This window comes from Ornithinibacillus halotolerans, assembly GCF_014637405.1.
GTDB classification, from domain to species: domain Bacteria; phylum Bacillota; class Bacilli; order Bacillales; family Amphibacillaceae; genus Ornithinibacillus; species Ornithinibacillus halotolerans.
Genome location: NZ_BMEY01000005.1, coordinates 42,093 through 58,773, shown reverse-complemented (window position 1 = coordinate 58,773; position 16,681 = coordinate 42,093). Strand labels below are relative to the sequence as shown.

Here is a 16,681-nt window from a genome sequence, read left to right as displayed (position 1 = left end):
TACATGCTTAGCCAAACATAAACTATTTGTTTCTATTAATCGATTTTTAATAATTGAGCGTTTATTGCACAAATAATAGTACTGAGTGACATAACTGCGGCTCCGACGGCAGGGGTTATGACAAACCCAACATTGTACAATACACCTGCAGCTAAAGGAATAGCAACAATGTTATACCCAGCAGCCCATCCTAAATTTTGAACCATTTTCCTGCGACTTGCCTTAGACAATTTAATGATATTTAAAATGTCTACTGGATTACTGTTAACTAGTATGACATCAGCTGTTTCAATCGCAACGTCTGTACCTGCACCAATAGCAATTCCCAAATCAGCTTCCGCTAAGGCGGGGGCATCATTAATTCCATCTCCAATCATCGCCACTTTTTTTCCATTTTGTTTTAAATACTTCACATTATTTGATTTCTCATGGGGAAGTACTTCAGCGATGACTTTGGAAATACCTAATTTTTCTCCTACATAATTTGCTACACGTGTGTTGTCACCAGTCATCATAACCGTCTCTATGCCACGGTCATTTAATTCTTTAATAACTTTATAAGAAGATTCACGGATGATATCAGCTAGGGCTATCATTCCTTGTAAGACATTATCTTTAAGAACAAATACGACTGTTTTCCCTTGTAAAGCCAGTTGGTCATAAATTTTTTCATCAAAAGAAATTTTATTTGCTTTCATAGCACCGGGACTAATAACAGCAATTTCTGCATCACCGATTTTAGCTACTAACCCTTTCCCAGTTAAATTCTGATAATCCTTAACATCAAGGGGGGTTAAATTACGATCATTTCCTTCTTTCACAATTCCTTTAGCAATTGGATGGTCTGATTGTGTTTCAACAGAATAGGCTAATTTCAATAATTCTTCTTCACTAATTCCCTCACTTGGATGGATATCTGTAACACCAAAATTACCTTCCGTAAGTGTTCCTGTTTTGTCAAACACCACGCGGTCCAATTTAAATGCACTTTCAAATGCTACTCTATTTCGAATTAACAAGCCGTTTTTAGCTGCAATGGAAGTAGATCTAGTTGTTACTAGTGGTGTTGCCAAACCAAGTGCATGTGGACAAGCAATAATTAAAACGGTAACCATTCGTTCCAAAGCAAAATCTAAATCCCCGTTAGTCCACCAAACTGCAAAGGTTATAATCCCTACTACAAGAGCAACATAGAATAACCATTTAGCAGCAATATCCGCAAAGCCTTGGGCCTTTGATTTTGATTTTTCTGCATCGCTTACCAATTTAATAACTTGGGATAGGTAGGTGTCATTTCCTGTTTTACTTACCTTAACTTTTAATACACCATCACCATTGACGGAACCACCTATCGCTTCCATTCCGGGTCCTTTTTCAACAGGGACAGATTCTCCTGTAAGCATAGACTCATCGACGGTAGATTCTCCTTCGTAAATTTCACCATCAATTGGAATCTTTTCACCCGATTTAACTAAAATCAGGTCACCCGGTTGTAAATCTTCGACTGTTACCTCAACAATATTTCCGGATTTGTCCAGTTTATGGGCTTCTTTTGGCATTAACTTGATTAGCTCTTCCAGTGCCTTTGAAGCACCCATCAGGGATTTCATTTCTATCCAATGTCCTAACAACATAATTACAATAAGAGTAGCTAATTCAAAGAAGAAGTCGCTGCCTTCGATAAAGAATGCTGTCAGTGTGCTATATACATAAGCGGCGATGATAGCTAAAGAAATTAACATCATCATTGCAGGCGATTTCTCTTTTAACTCATCCCATGCACCAAGTAAAAATGGTTTTCCACCATAGAAAAAGACAATCGTGGAAAGCAAGAAAAGTAAAAGGGTATCACCTGTGAAATTTACTTCATATCCAATCAGCATTTGAATCATTGGAGACAAGTATAAAATAGGAATTGATAAAACTAGGGATATCCAAAAACGTTTCTTAAAATCTTCTACCATATGTTCGTGATGTCCGCCGTGTCCACCATGTCCACCATGATGCCCACTATGTCCATGACTGTGGTCGTGATTTTTGTGTTCTTCATGTTCATGATTGTGATGTTGATGACTGCGATGTTCTTGTTTCTCATGTTGTTTGTGATTATGATGGTCATGTTCTCTATGCCTATTGTGGTTGTGTTGATTCTCTTCATTTCCATTGTTATTCATTATTACTCCTCCTTTGGTATGGATATTTAGATGAATTTCCTATTATTTTCTGTATTATTCATCCTTCTATCCATACTATATCATACTATACCCCTGTACAGTATTGAATAAGGCTATGATTTTATGTAAAAGATTTGTGTCAAAACAAAAGGTCTTCTTTTATAATTGTATTAAAGACCTTTTTATTCCTATAATGAAGGCTTGTTTACCCATTTATATCCAACACCCCAAACAGTTTTTAAATAATCATCGATTGGAAATCCAGATTGACGAATTTTATCTCGCATGTTCCGTACGTGGGAATCAACCGTTCTTCCTTCTGTGTGTGAATCGTATCCCCAAATTAATTCAATTAATTGTTCCCTAGTAAACACTTGGTTTGGTTTTCTCATAAAATAACCTAGCATGGTAAATTCCTTTGGTGTTAACTTTATTGTATTAGTTTTATATGACAACTCAAACTCATCTTCATTCCATAAAAGATCATTTACTTCAATCTTCCTCGCAGGTTTCATTCTACGTAATACAGCTTCTATTCTTGCTAATAACTCAGCCCCGTCAAACGGTTTTGTTACATAATCATCTGCACCCAATTTTAAGCCTTTAATAATATCCTCTTTCTGTTCACGAGCGGTTACCATGATAATGGGGATATCCGAATCTTTTCTTATCTCTTGACATAATTCCCAACCATTCATCTCAGGCATCATAATATCGATAAGTACAATGTCAAAAGTCTCTTCTTTTAAAAACGATAATGCCTCTTTTGCACTAATAGCTTTTTTACATATGTAATTATATGGTCTCAAATATAATGCTAATAAATCTAGCATTCGTTTTTCATCATCTACTAACAGAGCTTTAACCATTTTATTCACCTCTTGCTAATTGAATAATAACCCTTGTACCTTTCCCAAGTTCACTTTCAATTTCAATCGTCCCTCCGTGGGATTCTATAATTTCCTTTGCAATAGCTAATCCTAATCCCGTTCCGCCACTTTCTCTGGAACGCGATTTTTCTACACGGTATAACCGTTCAAATAGATAAGGTAATTCCTCTTTTGGAATTCCTTCTCCTTCATCTAAAATAGTTATAGTAATTTCTCTTTCATTCTGGGTTACTTCTAATGATATAGACTTTCCTTCGGGTGTATGTTTTCTGGCATTATCCAGTATATTCAATAATACCTGTTGGATCCTATCGGGATCAATATTACCTATGATATTTACTGGGCATGAAGAAGAAAGTGTAATATTTTTTTCTTCTAATACTGGAGCAATTCGTTCTTCAATCGTTTGAATTAGTTGTCTAAAGATAATATTTTTTCGGTTAATTACAAATTTATTTTCATCCATTCTAGCTAGGTCAAATAAATTTTTAACCAAGACTGTTAAATGCTCTGTTTCTTCACGTATAATATCCAGATATTCCTTTCTTTCTTCGTCTGTTATGTCTTGCTTACTTATGATATCTGCATACCCTTTTATATAGGTTAATGGCGTTCTAAGTTCGTGAGAGATACTTGCCAAAAATTCATTTCTGTCACTTTTTAATCGTTCAAGATCACTTGATAACCTCATGATAGAACCAGCTAATTCTCCTAGTTCATCTTTTCGTTCCTTATGTAATTCCACTTGAGTTTTCCCCTTGCTTAGTTGTTCCGTTGCTTCTTTCATTTTCATTAATGGTAACGTAATAAAACGAGAAAGAATAAAAACGGTAAAGATTGTTAAAACAATGGTGATTAGTCCAACTATGACAAATTGATCACTCAAATGATTAACCATATTTTTTACAATATTGGTATTAGCAAACATAAAGACATGCCCTTGATGTTCTTCATCAATCGTAATGGGACTATCAACTGCTATATATTGTCTTTCCGACCAACGTTGTTCTACTACCTTTCCTAAATTGGGTATATCCTTATAATCCGTATGATCAATTACTTCAAACATTTCTTTTTCGACAGGATCGGAATTAATGATGATGTTACCATTGGCATCGGTAATAATAACAGCAAATTCCGATTCTGACTCCATGATAGCAACATGCTCCAACGTGGATGAATTAAAGTTATTTTCCAAGACAGCACTATGTGTATTGGCACGAGCTAATAAACTATTCATTACTTCATCAATACGTTCATTTGCTATATTTGTATATAGAATAAAATAAACAAAAACCTCGATAATTAACATGAATACAAAGAATAATAGTCCAATTTTTAAGGATAATTTATTAAACATAACCCGCCCTCTTTTACCAGTAAGTTAAAGTATCCAGAATACCAATAACAAGAATAATAACCCCTGCAAGTTTCTGAACGAGTGAACCTATTTTTCTGCTTTTCTTTAATATAATCCCACTTGCCCCAAAATACCAAATAAGAAAAATAATTAATAAAAGTGGGAGAGAGGTTCCAATTCCAAATACAGAAGGTAATACAAATCCATATGATGTTTCTAATACAACTGGCATTAAGGTTAGTATAAATAATACAAACATAGTAGGGCAAAATGCTAACGTAAAACTTGCACCCATTAAAAAGCTTCCTAGATAGCTGTCTCTAAGCCTAGTAGGGATTTTAAACATTTTCCCGGTTTTCCTCCAACTAAATAATCCGAGCATAAATATACCAACTAGTATAAGTAATGGTCCTATTAATTTCCTTAGAATCGGGAACATTTGTGTAAGAGTACTGTGTACTTCCTTTCCGAGTAACCAAATCACTAAACCAATAATTGAAAAAACGAATATTTTACCTAAAACAAATAGAAATACGTGTAACCAAGGGACTTTTTCGATTAATGATTTATTCCCATAAATAGTCATTGCACTAATATTACCTGTAAGTTGACAGGGAGCAACTGCGCCAATTAACCCAAGAAAAAATGCAAATAGTAGCGGTATGTGTTCATATCCATATGCAATTTGCTGAAGTGGTCCATTTAGCATGATGGCTATTTCATTAAAAAGATCGAACATATTTATTCACTCACTTTGCCCTTAATAGTTTTATCCATTAAATAACATATAAAAAATATGTCCATTTTTTGTGCAGATTTCAGCAAATATTAATCAAAGGTAATAATGAAGAAAGAGAATCTCAAAATATTAATAGAAAGTGCGTTTTAATGTGATTGTTAAATAATAGGGGAAATATAACAAAATATAAAGTTTATCCATTGACAATAATACTATACGGGGGTATCGTAAATATATAAAGATAAGGAAGTGATTCATTTGGAGGAAAAATTCTTACATGATCATCCGAGTAAACCAAGAACAAAAGATGAAATGCAAAAAATAATTAATCGTTTAAAACGAATTGAGGGTCAAGTTCGTGGAATACAGAAAATGGTGGAAGATGATCGTTATTGTGTAGATATTTTAGTACAAATAAGTGCCATTCAATCGGCATTAAAAAATGTAGGATTTTCTATCACGGAACGACATATTAAACATTGTGTTAGTGATGCTATCAAACAAGGTGAAGGTAAGGAAACCATTGAAGAATTATTGAATGTCATGAAGCAGTTTTCTAAGTAAGGAGGGAATTGTTATGAGTGAAACAAATCATACTACACTTGGTGTAACAGGGATGACCTGTGCAGCTTGTTCTAATCGTGTTGAAAAGGTTTTGAATAAAATGGATGGGGTCAAGGCCCAAGTTAATTTAACAACAGAAAAGGCAACGATAGATTATGATCCAGAAAAAACCTCTATTGAGGATATATCGGAAAAAATAGAGAATGTTGGTTACGGTGTTCTAACGGAGAAAACAGAACTAGATGTCTTTCGGATGACTTGTGCAGCTTGCTCTAACCGTATTGAAAAGGTATTAAATAAACAAGAAGGAGTGAAACTTGCAACTGTAAACTTAACGACAGAAAGTGCGGCTATTGAATATAATCCCGGAATCGTTGATGTAAAAGACCTAATTGATAAAATTAAAAATATTGGTTATGATGCAAAACCAAAGGCAAAAGCCGAAGACAAACAAACATATAAAGAAAAAGAATTAAAAAATATGAAGAAGAAATTAATTATTTCTGCTGTCCTATCTGCACCATTATTATTAACGATGCTTGTTCATTTATTAGGAATGAGTATACCAGATATATTCATGAATCCTTGGTTCCAATTTGCTTTAGCAACACCCGTTCAATTTATCATCGGATGGCAATTTTATGAAGGAGCATATAAGAACCTACGTAATGGTGGAGCAAACATGGATGTACTTGTTGCATTAGGTACAAGTGCGGCTTATTTCTTTAGCTTATACGAAGCATTCAAGACTATTGGCAATCCAGAATATATGCCACATCTATACTTTGAAACGAGTGCCGTTTTGATTACGTTAATTTTGTTTGGTAAATATTTAGAAACGAGAGCCAAAAGTCAAACAACAAATGCTTTATCAAAATTGCTTAATTTACAAGCAAAAGAAGCTCGTGTAATTAGAGATGGTAAAGAATTAATGATTCCTGTAGAAGAAGTTGTCGTTGGGGATCACTTAATTGTCAAGCCGGGAGAAAAGATACCTGTTGATGGTATGGTTGTAAAAGGAAGAACATCGGTTGATGAATCCATGCTTACAGGAGAATCAATTCCAATTGAAAAGGATTCAGGAGCAAAATTAATTGGATCTACTATTAATAAAAATGGCTCCATTGAAATGGAAGCAACAAAAGTAGGCAAAGATACGGCCCTTGCATCTATTGTCAAGGTCGTGGAGGAAGCCCAAGGTTCAAAGGCTCCAATTCAACGATTAGCAGATGTTATTTCAGGTTATTTCGTTCCGATAGTGGTCGGTATTGCTATCCTTACTTTTATTATATGGATTACTTTAGTACAACCGGGTCATTTAGAACCTGCTTTGGTTGCAGCAATTGCTGTACTTGTTATTGCCTGTCCATGTGCTTTAGGACTTGCAACACCAACATCAATTATGGTTGGAACAGGAAAAGCAGCAGAAAGTGGAATTTTATTTAAAGGTGGAGAACATCTGGAAGGGACACATAAATTAGAAGCAATTGTGCTTGATAAGACTGGTACAATCACAAAAGGAAAGCCGGAAGTAACAGATTTTTCAGGTGACGAAGAAACATTACAATTATTGGCTAGTGCAGAAAAAGGATCCGAACATCCACTTGCAGAAGCTATTGTGGCATACGCTACAGAGAATAGCATCGACTTCTTGGATGTAGATCATTTCTCAGCGATACCCGGTCATGGTATTGAAGCAACAATTTCTGGAAAAAACATTCTTGTTGGTAATAGAAAGTTAATGAATGATCATCAAATTGATACAACAGGTTATGAAGAAAAATTAATAAATTATGAAACAGATGGTAAGACAGCGATGTTGATTGCTATTGATGGTGAGTACCGGGGAACAGTTGCTGTTGCAGATACTATAAAAGAAACGGCTCCAGAAGCTATTAAGCAATTGAAAGATTTAGGAATAGAAGTGTTTATGCTAACAGGTGATAATGAACGAACAGCCAAAGCAATAGCAAAACAAGTTGGAATTGATCAGGTAATCGCTGAAGTATTACCTGAAGAAAAAGCAGCTAAAGTAAAAGAGATCCAAGAACAAGGTAAGAAAGTTGCAATGGTTGGAGATGGTGTGAATGATGCACCTGCACTTGTTATAGCGGATATTGGTATTGCCATTGGGACTGGTACAGAAGTGGCTATTGAAGCTGCTGACGTAACGATTCTTGGCGGTGAGCTATTGCTTATACCGAAGGCAATTAAAATCAGTCATGCAACCATTCGAAATATCCGTCAAAATCTATTCTGGGCTTTCGGCTACAATACGGCTGGAATACCAGTTGCGGCTATTGGATTACTTGCGCCTTGGATTGCTGGTGCAGCAATGGCATTAAGTTCTGTAAGTGTAGTTACTAACTCACTCCGTCTAAAACGAGTGAAGTTATAAAAACATCCTTTAAAGGAGGTGAAAACAGTATGGAAAATAAATCAATAGATGTACAAGGTATGACTTGTGGTCATTGCAAAATGTCAGTTGAAGGTGCATTGAAAAAATTAGATGGTGTATCCTCTGCTGAAGTTAATTTAGAAGCTGGCAAAGTAGATGTTACTTTTGATGAATCGAAAGTAAATGTTGATGCCATGAAAGAAGCTATTGAAGAACAAGGCTACGATGTGGGAGCTTAATAAAATATTGTAAAAAGCTGATTTTCAATTTGGAAAATCAGCTTTTTTCATGCAACATGAATAAAATGGTCTAGTACTTAACACACGATAATTGCCTATTAGGTTAAAGCTACTTGAATAACTAAATTTTCAAAGTGTAGGTTGTGTTCTAAATGAAAATATCGATATTCAGGTAAAATATAGCATATAAAGAGCATTTTGATAATGTTTGTTATCAAAATTAGGATAAATTGTGAATGGTTTATCTTAGAATCAAAATGATTCATAGTATCTAAAAATCTGCATATAATCTGCAAGTTTGATGGTTAGAATATACGCAAGCGCAATTCAATTAGGAGGGAATGTTTGAATGAAAAGTAGAAAATTTTTAATAGGGATATTAACTATATTCACAGTGCTTTTCTTATCTGCATGTACAGGTGCAAATGAAGAAGAAAATACAGAAACCGAATCAGGTACTGAAGAAAATATGGACATGAAATCCAATAATAATGAAATGGATATGGAAGAATCTGATACCAACGAAGATATGGAAGGCATGGATCATTCTGGTATGAACCATTCTAGCACTGGCGAAGTCCCAGAAGGCTTACAAAAATCGGATAACCCAACTTATGAGGTTGGCAGCCAAGCTATAATTGAATCTGATCATATGCCGGGAATGAAAGGTGCAGAGGCAACAATCGTTGGAGCATATGATACCACGGTATATACTGTTTCCTACACGCCTACAACCAGTGGGGAACCGGTAGAAAATCACAAATGGGTCATCCACGAGGAGATTGAAGGAGCCGGGGAAGAACCATTTGAACCGGGTACTGAGGTGACCTTAAATACGGATCATATGGAAGGAATGAACGGGGCTGATGCAGTTATTGATTCTGCCGAAGAAACAACGGTATATATGGTTGATTTTGTAACAACTGATACAGGAGATGAAGTAAAAAACCACAAGTGGGTAACGGAAAGTGAATTGTCATCAGTAGAATAATTATTAAATTAGGGACTTATCCAAATCGGGTAGGTTCTTTTTTAGTAGTTGAATTGGGAGAGGTACTTGCTATTATTTACATATATATAGGTAAGTTGTATAACTCTATCTGACACAATAAACATTCGTTGCTACTACTATGGAATAATCACCAAGATTAATGCACTTCTGAAATTTTAATGAAAAGGGAAGGAGAACTACAAAGTTGACCTAGAAGGAGAGAGTAGAGAATAAAAGAAAGAATACAAAAAGAATTTAAGTAACAGAGCTAGTTAGAAATACAACAAACTCCAAAATTATTCACCTTGTAGAAGAAACACAAGATGAACGCACACCATCTCAAGCGTTTGTAGATAAATTTGCAAAATATTATACACCTATTATTATTTGGTGGGAGCTGGGGAACTTGGGCTTATCAAGGGCAAGCTGTTCTTGTCGTTGGTTGTCCTTGTGCATTAGTTATTTCAATTGTTTCAGCAATTGGAAATGCAGCTAAAAAAGGTGTGCTTATCAAAGGCGGAATTTATCTAGGAGAAATGGGTGCCTTAAAAGCGATTGCTTTTGACAAAACTGGTGCATTAACAAAAGGGATTCCTGTTGTAACAGATTTTAATGTGTTGAACAGTTAATGGTACATTCAACGACTTATTTTCACTTCTTTAAAATATATCCGATAATTAAAGGGAGAATCTTTAAAGAAGATGTAAACCAATTTATTTAATATGGAGACACAGGATAGAATAGAAAGAACGCATCATAAGCTAAAATTTGATGTGTTCTTTTTTTCTCTTATGTGGTCTTACCTTTAGAGATAAACAATAAAATCTGAGTGATAATAGCAAGTATAGGTAATTCCAATAATGGACCTATAACTAATGTTAAAGCAATTAAGGTTGATCCGGAAATGCTGTCATAGCAATTGCTAAAGCTATAGGTGAATTTCTAGCTAAAGTGGTCATATTCAAACTGACTTTATCAGATTGCGAGAATTTCAGAAGCTGCCCAATTTTCCGGCCAACGATAAAGTTTATTACAAAATATAGAAGAATAGGGATTGTTAACTTCCACAATAAATTTAGGTTATCAAGTAGTAATTGTCCTTGAGAAGCAAACATTGCAACGATTGCAAGGCTTAGAGAAATAATTGGTAGCGCACTTAATTTCGATAATAGATTTTTAGCGAACTGTTGTTTACTTTTCAATAATGCTTTTGTTAAGACTGATAAAGCTAATGGGATGAATAATACAATCAGTATACTTTCAACCAAAAAGGAAAGTTCAATAAATCCTGTAGTTCCACCGAAAATTAGAAGATAAACGGGTAGTAAGAAAACCTGTAATAGTAAATTTAAAGGCAAAATAGCAGTTGATAAAGCAACATTTCCCTTTGCTAAACCTGTAAAGATTATGTACCAATCAGTACAAGGAGTAACCATTAACATGATAAAACCAATATATAATGCAGGGTTATCACCTAAAAATAGTAAAGCTAATAGCCACGCTAAAAGAGGTGTCCAAAGAAAATTCATGATGACTGTAGTAGATGTGAACTTTAAGTTTTTAAAAGACTTTCTTATTTCTTCAAAAGGAATTTGTAAGAAGGTAATATAAAGCATTGATATTAATAACGGTACAATAAAACTCTCTGCACTCGTTCTTATTGGTTCTAATTGTCCTAGACTTATGCCTATGATTACTGCTAAGAAAATAATAAATGTATACATCTTTTCGAATAAACCCATTTCATAATCACCCCAACGACAAGATAACTGTTATTCACGCCATTTTACCACAGAGTAACGACTTTAAGTTTTTTAGTAACTGAGAAATATTATTGGTTTGTAACTTTAATACATAAAGTAAAATAGACATCAATAATTATACATGCATTATTGCTAAACGTGCTTTATGTATTATTGATACAGGTTGTTGAATAAAACATCATTTTAAATGTCACATTTTAATGAAATATTTTATTGTATATATAAGCAAATAGTTATATGCTAATGTTGTAATGAAATTATAAGGAGGAGATGATGTGCTGCAAACAACCATTGAAATGGAAAAGGCTGCAGTTATTTTAAAATTATTGGGTGATAAAACAAGATTAACGATTATGAAATTAATTGATAATCAAGCTTGTTGTGTCTGTGAATTTGTTGAAATATTTCAAGTCAGTCAGCCATCGATTAGTCAGCATTTACGTAAGTTGAAAGACTTAGGATTGGTTAAGGAAGAAAGAAAAGGGCAATGGATATTTTACTCCGTAGATAAGGAAAATGAATATTATTCATTTATTAAACCTATTCTTGATCAATTACCTAATCAAGATTACAAATTAAAAGAACTTGAAGAAAATGGTACACGAATTTCTTGTTGTTAAATTGGAGGTATTATTTTGTCTACAACGCTTATACTCGCAATATTAATTTTTATTGCAACCCTAGTACTAGTAATATGGCAGCCAAAGGGCTTAAACATTGGCTGGTCCGCAATGGGTGGAGCTGTAATTGCCTTATTAGTAGGGGTAGTAGGATTCAGTGATGTTCTTGAAGTAATTGACATCACATGGAATGCAACGCTATCCTTTGTCGCAATTATCCTTATTTCTTTAATACTAGATGAGATTGGATTATTCGAATGGGCAGCACTGCACATGGCACGGGTAGCAAAAGGTCATGGAATAAAAATGTTTGTTTACATTAGTATTTTAGGTGCAGTTGTTGCAGCATTATTTGCGAATGACGGAGCGGCACTTATCCTAACACCGATTGTTCTTGCAATGGTGCGAAATTTGAATTTTAAAGAAAAAATGATATTCCCTTTCATTATGGCAAGTGGATTTATTGCGGATACAACTTCATTACCATTTATTGTAAGTAACTTAGTAAATATCGTTTCTGCAGACTTCTTTGGCATTGGATTTGTTGAATATGCTTCGCGGATGATTATTCCGAACTTATTTTCACTAATTGCAACCATTTCGGTATTACTAATCTACTTTAGAAAAAGTATCCCTAAGAATTATGATTTATCGAAACTTAGGGAACCGAAAGAAGCAATAAACGATATAAAGATGTTTCGCCTTTCTTGGTATGTTCTCGGATTATTAGTAATTGGCTATTTTAGTAGCGAATTCATAAATTTACCAGTATCTATTATTGCTGGGGCCATAGCTATATTCTTTATCATAATGGCCAGACGTAGTGCCGCTGTTAATACGAAAAAAGTTATTAAAGGCGCTCCGTGGAATATCGTTATTTTTTCAATTGGAATGTATGTCGTCGTATATGGATTGGGAAATGCCGGGCTGACCTCTGCGCTCGCAAGTGTTCTTCAAACTGTGGCTGAACAAGGATTATTCGTTGCTACAGTTGGAATGGGTTTTATAGCTGCTTTCCTGTCATCGATTATGAATAATATGCCAACCGTAATGATTGATGCATTAGCCATTGCTGAAACGAATACTTCTGGTGTATTAAGAGAAGCGCTTGTTTATGCTAACGTAGTTGGTTCGGATTTAGGACCAAAAATTACGCCAATTGGTTCACTAGCAACCTTAGTGTGGCTCCATGTACTTTCCCAAAAAGGAATTAAAATTTCATGGGGAACCTATTTTAAAACCGGGATTGTTTTAACTATCCCAATACTTTTTATTACTTTAGTAGGTCTTTATCTAACACTTCTACTATTTTAAAAAGGAGAATGAATTATGGCTAAAAAAACAATTTATTTCTTATGTACAGGGAACTCATGCCGTAGTCAAATGGCAGAGGGATGGGCGAAAAAATATCTCGGAGATGAATGGGAAGTTAGAAGTGCAGGGATTGAGGCACATGGACTAAACCCAAATGCGGTAAAAGCAATGAATGAAGTTAAAATTGACATTTCTAACCAAAAATCAGAGAAAATTGACGTAGAATTTTTGAATACCGCAACATTGGCGGTAACGTTATGTGGAGATGCCAAAGACCGCTGTCCAGTGACACCACCTCACGTAAAACGTGAACATTGGGGCTTTGACGATCCAGCCAAAGCAGAAGGTACGGAAGAAGAAGTTTGGAAAGTGTTTCAGCGCGTTCGGGATGAAATAGGAGAACGGATTAAGCGATTTGCTGAAACAGGTGAATAATAGGGAATGATGAGGCATGTTGATACGCAAGCCTTATCTTTTCGGTTTCTATATAAGTATATAACTATACATCAATAAAGAAGTTGTTCATGATGAAAAAGGTAGAAATGTTTGACCCAGCAAAATGTTGTTCTACAGGTGTTTGTGGACCGAGTGTCGATCCAGATTTAACTAGAGTTGCATCAGCTGTTTATTCCCTTGAACAAAAGGGTGTTACTGGTAATGCGGCTCAGAATGTATTAATTAATATGAGTTTTAAAGAGGTATTTAACCTGTCTGGTGGGAATAAGAATTATCAGAGTTTTAAAAAGGGAAAACAATAATCATAAAACGACTGATAAGTGAAATAAAAGGTAGGGAGAACTTCCAACCTTTTTAAATTTATCTTAACCATTTACTAGTGGGGGCAATTTTATAATAAAAAACCACTTTTCATTGAAGGAGAATACTTTAGTAGGGAAATTTTAATAATATATATCTACTTGACCATGTACTGTAGTACATGGTTTATAATTTTATTGAGGTGAAAATAGTGATTTATCGCATTGGTGAGTTTGCAGATAAATGTGGAGTTAACAAAGAGACGATTAGATATTACGAACGAAAAAATTTACTAAAGGAACCTTCCCGAACAAAAACTGGTTATCGTTTATATTCAGATTATGACGTTAAGCGTGTAGGATTCATCAAGCGAATACAAGAGCTTGGTTTTTCTTTAGGTGAAATCTACAAGTTACTTGGAGTTGTAGATAAAGATGAAGTCCGTTGCCAAGATATGTTTGAATTTGTTTCTAGAAAACAAGAGGAAGTTCAAAAGCAAATAGAGGATTTAAAACGAATTGAAACTATGTTAGGTGACTTGAAACAACGATGTCCTGATGAAAAGCAATTACATGCGTGTCCAATAATAGAAACTTTAACATGAGAGATTAATGAAAGGAGCTTTATTATGAATAAATATAAGGTAAATATTGAAGGAATGACTTGTACAGGCTGTGAAAAACACGTAGAGTCAGCACTTGAAAGTATAGGTGCTAAAAATACTGAAGCAAATTTCCGTCGCGGTGAAGTAGTATTTGAATTGCCTAATGGTATAGAGGTTGAAAGTGCAAAAAGGGCAATTAACGAAGCAAATTATCAAACTGGAGAAATTGAAGAGTTACTACAACAAGAAAATGTGGTGTTAGGTACTAAAGGTAATTATGATCTTCTTATTATTGGTTCTGGTGGTGCAGCTTTTTCTGCTGCAATTAAAGCTATTGAATACGGTGCAAAAGTAGGAATGATTGAGCGTGGAACGATTGGAGGGACCTGTGTGAATATTGGCTGTGTTCCATCCAAGACCCTTCTTAGAGCAGGGGAAATCAATCATTTAGCTAAGATAAATCCGTTTATAGGTTTACAAACATCTGCTGGAGAAGTGGAATTGGCTCCTTTAATCAAGCAAAAGAACGAATTAGTGAGTGAACTTCGGAATCAAAAATATGTCGATTTAATAGACGAATATGGATTTGATTTAATTGAGGGAGAAGCAAGCTTTGTTGATGAAAATACAATTGAGGTAAATGGAACAAAACTTTCTGCAAAACGCTTTTTAATTGCAACAGGGGCCTCTCCTTCTATCCCATCGATTTCTGGACTTAATAAAGTTGATTATTTAACAAGTACAACGCTATTTGAATTAAAGAAAGTTCCAAAACGTTTAACGGTGATAGGTTCAGGATATATTGGGATTGAGCTTGGGCAACTCTTCCATCATTTAGGTTCAGAAGTAACACTTATACAAAGAAGTGAGCGATTATTAAAAGAGTATGACCCGGAAATTTCTGAAACAGTAGAAAAAATGTTAATCGAACAGGGTATACACCTTATCAAAGGAGCAACATATGAGTGTGTCGAACAAGATGGGGAGATAAAAAAGGTTTATCTAACTGTAAACAGTAAGAAAAAAGTCGTTGAATCAGAGCAGTTACTTATTGCAACAGGAAGAAAACCAAATACGGATTCTTTAAATTTACGTGCTGCAGGTGTTGATGTTGGAAAACAAAAGGAAATACTGATAAATGAATTTGCTCAAACAAGTAATGAAAAGATTTATGCAGCAGGAGATGTGACATTAGGACCGCAATTTGTGTATGTAGCAGCCTATGAAGGTGGAGTTGTTGCAGATAATGCAGATGGTGGATTAAATAAAAAAATAGATTTATCCGTTGTTCCAAGCGTTATATTTACAAATCCATCGATTGCAACAGTTGGTTTAACGGAAGAACAAGCAAAAGAAAAAGGCTATGAAGTAAAAACATCAGTATTACCGTTAGATGCAGTCCCAAGAGCGATAGTAAATAGGGAAACAACAGGTGTATTTAAACTTGTAGCTGATGCAAAAACGTTAAAAGTATTAGGGGTTCATATCGTAGCTGAAAATGCAGGAGATGTGATTTATGCAGCGACATTAGCCGTTAAATTTGGCTTAACCGTAGAGGATTTAAAAGAAAGCTTTGCTCCATATTTAACATCGGCAGAGGGAATAAAATTAGCTGCCCTTACATTTGATAAGGATGTATCAAAATTATCTTGTTGTGCAGGATAAAGCTCCTTATTTATAGGAGCTTTAATTAATACACTTAAACTATCTCACCCTTTACAGGAATAACAGCAATTTAATAGTAATTTGGCTGGTTGCGGTTCAGTAGAATGTGTAATTAATGGTAGAGTATTATTAGGACTTATATCATTTGTTAATGGGTTCGGAATTATAACGAAAATAAAAAACCAATGTCGGAAAATGGTGATGATAATATGTTATCGAAACAAGCAATCCTTGATGAATTATCAAAAAACCTAAATACTTGGAGAGATAAACACGGTGTTAAGCGAGTTGGTTTGTTTGGTTCTTACAGCCGTGATGAACAAAAAGAATCCAGTGATATTGATGTAATAGTAGAATTTAACGACTCGGATTTATCTTTTGATAATTACATGGACTTAAAAATAAGCCTAGAAGATCACTTTCAGAAGCCGATAGATTTAGTCATATTAAATGATATTAAACCTGCTTTAAAGTCAGAGTTTCTATTGACTACTACATTTGTAGAAGAGGGAAAATAATAAGATTATAATTTTAGCAGTCTATTTGCTAGAAAATAGACTGCTAATTGAGCTTCCTACTAAAAATTGTTCAAATCTACAGTAAA

Annotated in this window: 15 protein-coding genes and 2 pseudogenes; 12 read left to right on the top strand and 5 right to left on the bottom strand. The window is 34.6% G+C overall.

From position 1 onward, the window contains the following. Positions 1-35: 35 nt before the first annotated feature. From IEV35_RS06070 to IEV35_RS06055, 4 genes are all read right to left on the bottom strand, one after another. On the bottom strand, positions 36-2,174 hold the full coding sequence (locus IEV35_RS06070; protein ID WP_188383798.1) for a copper-translocating P-type ATPase: 2,139 nt from the start codon (positions 2,172-2,174) through the stop codon (positions 36-38). 188 nt (positions 2,175-2,362) lie between these two features. Then, the gene (locus IEV35_RS06065; protein ID WP_062351111.1) at positions 2,363-3,043 is read right to left on the bottom strand and encodes a response regulator transcription factor; all 681 of its coding nucleotides are present in this window, start codon (positions 3,041-3,043) and stop codon (positions 2,363-2,365) included. 1 nt (position 3,044) lies between these two features. Next, positions 3,045-4,424 (bottom strand): sensor histidine kinase, encoded by a 1,380-nt coding sequence (locus IEV35_RS06060; RefSeq protein WP_062351113.1) that lies wholly within the window; start codon positions 4,422-4,424, stop codon positions 3,045-3,047. 13 nt (positions 4,425-4,437) lie between these two features. Continuing rightward, positions 4,438-5,163 carry a cytochrome c biogenesis CcdA family protein gene (locus IEV35_RS06055; RefSeq protein WP_062351115.1) on the bottom strand — a complete coding sequence of 242 codons (726 nt, stop codon included), beginning with the start codon at positions 5,161-5,163 and terminating at the stop codon, positions 4,438-4,440. A gap of 312 nt (positions 5,164-5,475) precedes the next feature. On the opposite strand from IEV35_RS06055, the gene IEV35_RS06050 reads away from it, so the two are divergent. From IEV35_RS06050 to IEV35_RS06030, 5 genes and pseudogenes are all read left to right on the top strand, one after another. Next, positions 5,476-5,727, top strand: a complete 252-nt coding sequence (locus IEV35_RS06050) for a metal-sensing transcriptional repressor (RefSeq protein WP_046128617.1) — start codon at positions 5,476-5,478, stop codon at positions 5,725-5,727. Positions 5,728-5,740: 13 nt separating this feature from the next. Further along, positions 5,741-8,125 (top strand): heavy metal translocating P-type ATPase, encoded by a 2,385-nt coding sequence (locus IEV35_RS06045; protein ID WP_188383797.1) that lies wholly within the window; start codon positions 5,741-5,743, stop codon positions 8,123-8,125. Positions 8,126-8,154: 29 nt separating this feature from the next. Continuing rightward, positions 8,155-8,364: a copper chaperone CopZ gene (gene copZ / locus IEV35_RS06040; protein WP_062351118.1), complete on the top strand. Its 210-nt coding sequence runs from the start codon at positions 8,155-8,157 to the stop codon at positions 8,362-8,364. Between the two features lie 349 nt (positions 8,365-8,713). Then, the gene (locus IEV35_RS06035; protein ID WP_062351120.1) at positions 8,714-9,355 is read left to right on the top strand and encodes a YdhK family protein; all 642 of its coding nucleotides are present in this window, start codon (positions 8,714-8,716) and stop codon (positions 9,353-9,355) included. 271 nt (positions 9,356-9,626) lie between these two features. Next, positions 9,627-9,978: pseudogene (locus tag IEV35_RS06030) on the top strand (cation-transporting P-type ATPase); the annotation flags it as partial. A gap of 166 nt (positions 9,979-10,144) precedes the next feature. Here IEV35_RS06030 and IEV35_RS06025 read toward each other — a convergent pair. Then, positions 10,145-11,097 (bottom strand): annotated as a pseudogene (locus IEV35_RS06025) (arsenic resistance protein). Positions 11,098-11,393: 296 nt separating this feature from the next. Here IEV35_RS06025 and IEV35_RS06020 point away from each other — a divergent pair. From IEV35_RS06020 to IEV35_RS05990, 7 genes are all read left to right on the top strand, one after another. After that, on the top strand, positions 11,394-11,738 hold the full coding sequence (locus IEV35_RS06020; protein WP_087941717.1) for an ArsR/SmtB family transcription factor: 345 nt from the start codon (positions 11,394-11,396) through the stop codon (positions 11,736-11,738). Between the two features lie 15 nt (positions 11,739-11,753). After that, positions 11,754-13,052 carry an arsenic transporter gene (locus IEV35_RS06015; protein WP_040037802.1) on the top strand — a complete coding sequence of 433 codons (1,299 nt, stop codon included), beginning with the start codon at positions 11,754-11,756 and terminating at the stop codon, positions 13,050-13,052. A 15-nt stretch (positions 13,053-13,067) separates the two neighbouring features. Next, complete coding sequence (arsC, locus tag IEV35_RS06010; RefSeq protein ID WP_188383796.1) at positions 13,068-13,487, top strand: arsenate reductase (thioredoxin); 420 nt, start codon at positions 13,068-13,070, stop codon at positions 13,485-13,487. Positions 13,488-13,576: 89 nt separating this feature from the next. Next, complete coding sequence (locus IEV35_RS20505) at positions 13,577-13,810, top strand: arsenic metallochaperone ArsD family protein (protein WP_438819050.1); 234 nt, start codon at positions 13,577-13,579, stop codon at positions 13,808-13,810. A gap of 209 nt (positions 13,811-14,019) precedes the next feature. Beyond that, positions 14,020-14,412, top strand: coding sequence for a mercury resistance transcriptional regulator MerR (gene merR, locus IEV35_RS06000; protein ID WP_040037804.1), 393 nt, complete (start codon positions 14,020-14,022; stop codon positions 14,410-14,412). 24 nt (positions 14,413-14,436) lie between these two features. Next, positions 14,437-16,077 (top strand): mercury(II) reductase, encoded by a 1,641-nt coding sequence (gene merA, locus IEV35_RS05995; protein WP_040037805.1) that lies wholly within the window; start codon positions 14,437-14,439, stop codon positions 16,075-16,077. A gap of 185 nt (positions 16,078-16,262) precedes the next feature. Beyond that, positions 16,263-16,595, top strand: a complete 333-nt coding sequence (locus tag IEV35_RS05990; RefSeq protein WP_229740664.1) for a nucleotidyltransferase family protein — start codon at positions 16,263-16,265, stop codon at positions 16,593-16,595. The last annotated feature ends 86 nt before the right edge of the window (positions 16,596-16,681 follow it).

What these genes read in the sequence shown, in the direction of transcription:
- IEV35_RS06070 (WP_188383798.1), bottom strand. Translation starts at nt 2,174, where the DNA reads ATGAATAACAATGGAAATGAAGAGAATCAACACAACCACAATAGGCAT.
- IEV35_RS06065 (WP_062351111.1), bottom strand. Translation starts at nt 3,043, where the DNA reads ATGGTTAAAGCTCTGTTAGTAGATGATGAAAAACGAATGCTAGATTTA.
- IEV35_RS06060 (WP_062351113.1), bottom strand. Translation starts at nt 4,424, where the DNA reads ATGTTTAATAAATTATCCTTAAAAATTGGACTATTATTCTTTGTATTC.
- IEV35_RS06055 (WP_062351115.1), bottom strand. Translation starts at nt 5,163, where the DNA reads ATGTTCGATCTTTTTAATGAAATAGCCATCATGCTAAATGGACCACTT.
- IEV35_RS06050 (WP_046128617.1), top strand. Translation starts at nt 5,476, where the DNA reads ATGCAAAAAATAATTAATCGTTTAAAACGAATTGAGGGTCAAGTTCGT.
- IEV35_RS06045 (WP_188383797.1), top strand. Translation starts at nt 5,741, where the DNA reads ATGAGTGAAACAAATCATACTACACTTGGTGTAACAGGGATGACCTGT.
- copZ (WP_062351118.1), top strand. Translation starts at nt 8,155, where the DNA reads ATGGAAAATAAATCAATAGATGTACAAGGTATGACTTGTGGTCATTGC.
- IEV35_RS06035 (WP_062351120.1), top strand. Translation starts at nt 8,714, where the DNA reads ATGAAAAGTAGAAAATTTTTAATAGGGATATTAACTATATTCACAGTG.
- arsC (WP_188383796.1), top strand. Translation starts at nt 13,068, where the DNA reads ATGGCTAAAAAAACAATTTATTTCTTATGTACAGGGAACTCATGCCGT.
- IEV35_RS20505 (WP_438819050.1), top strand. Translation starts at nt 13,577, where the DNA reads ATGATGAAAAAGGTAGAAATGTTTGACCCAGCAAAATGTTGTTCTACA.
- merA (WP_040037805.1), top strand. Translation starts at nt 14,437, where the DNA reads ATGAATAAATATAAGGTAAATATTGAAGGAATGACTTGTACAGGCTGT.
- IEV35_RS05990 (WP_229740664.1), top strand. Translation starts at nt 16,263, where the DNA reads ATGTCGGAAAATGGTGATGATAATATGTTATCGAAACAAGCAATCCTT.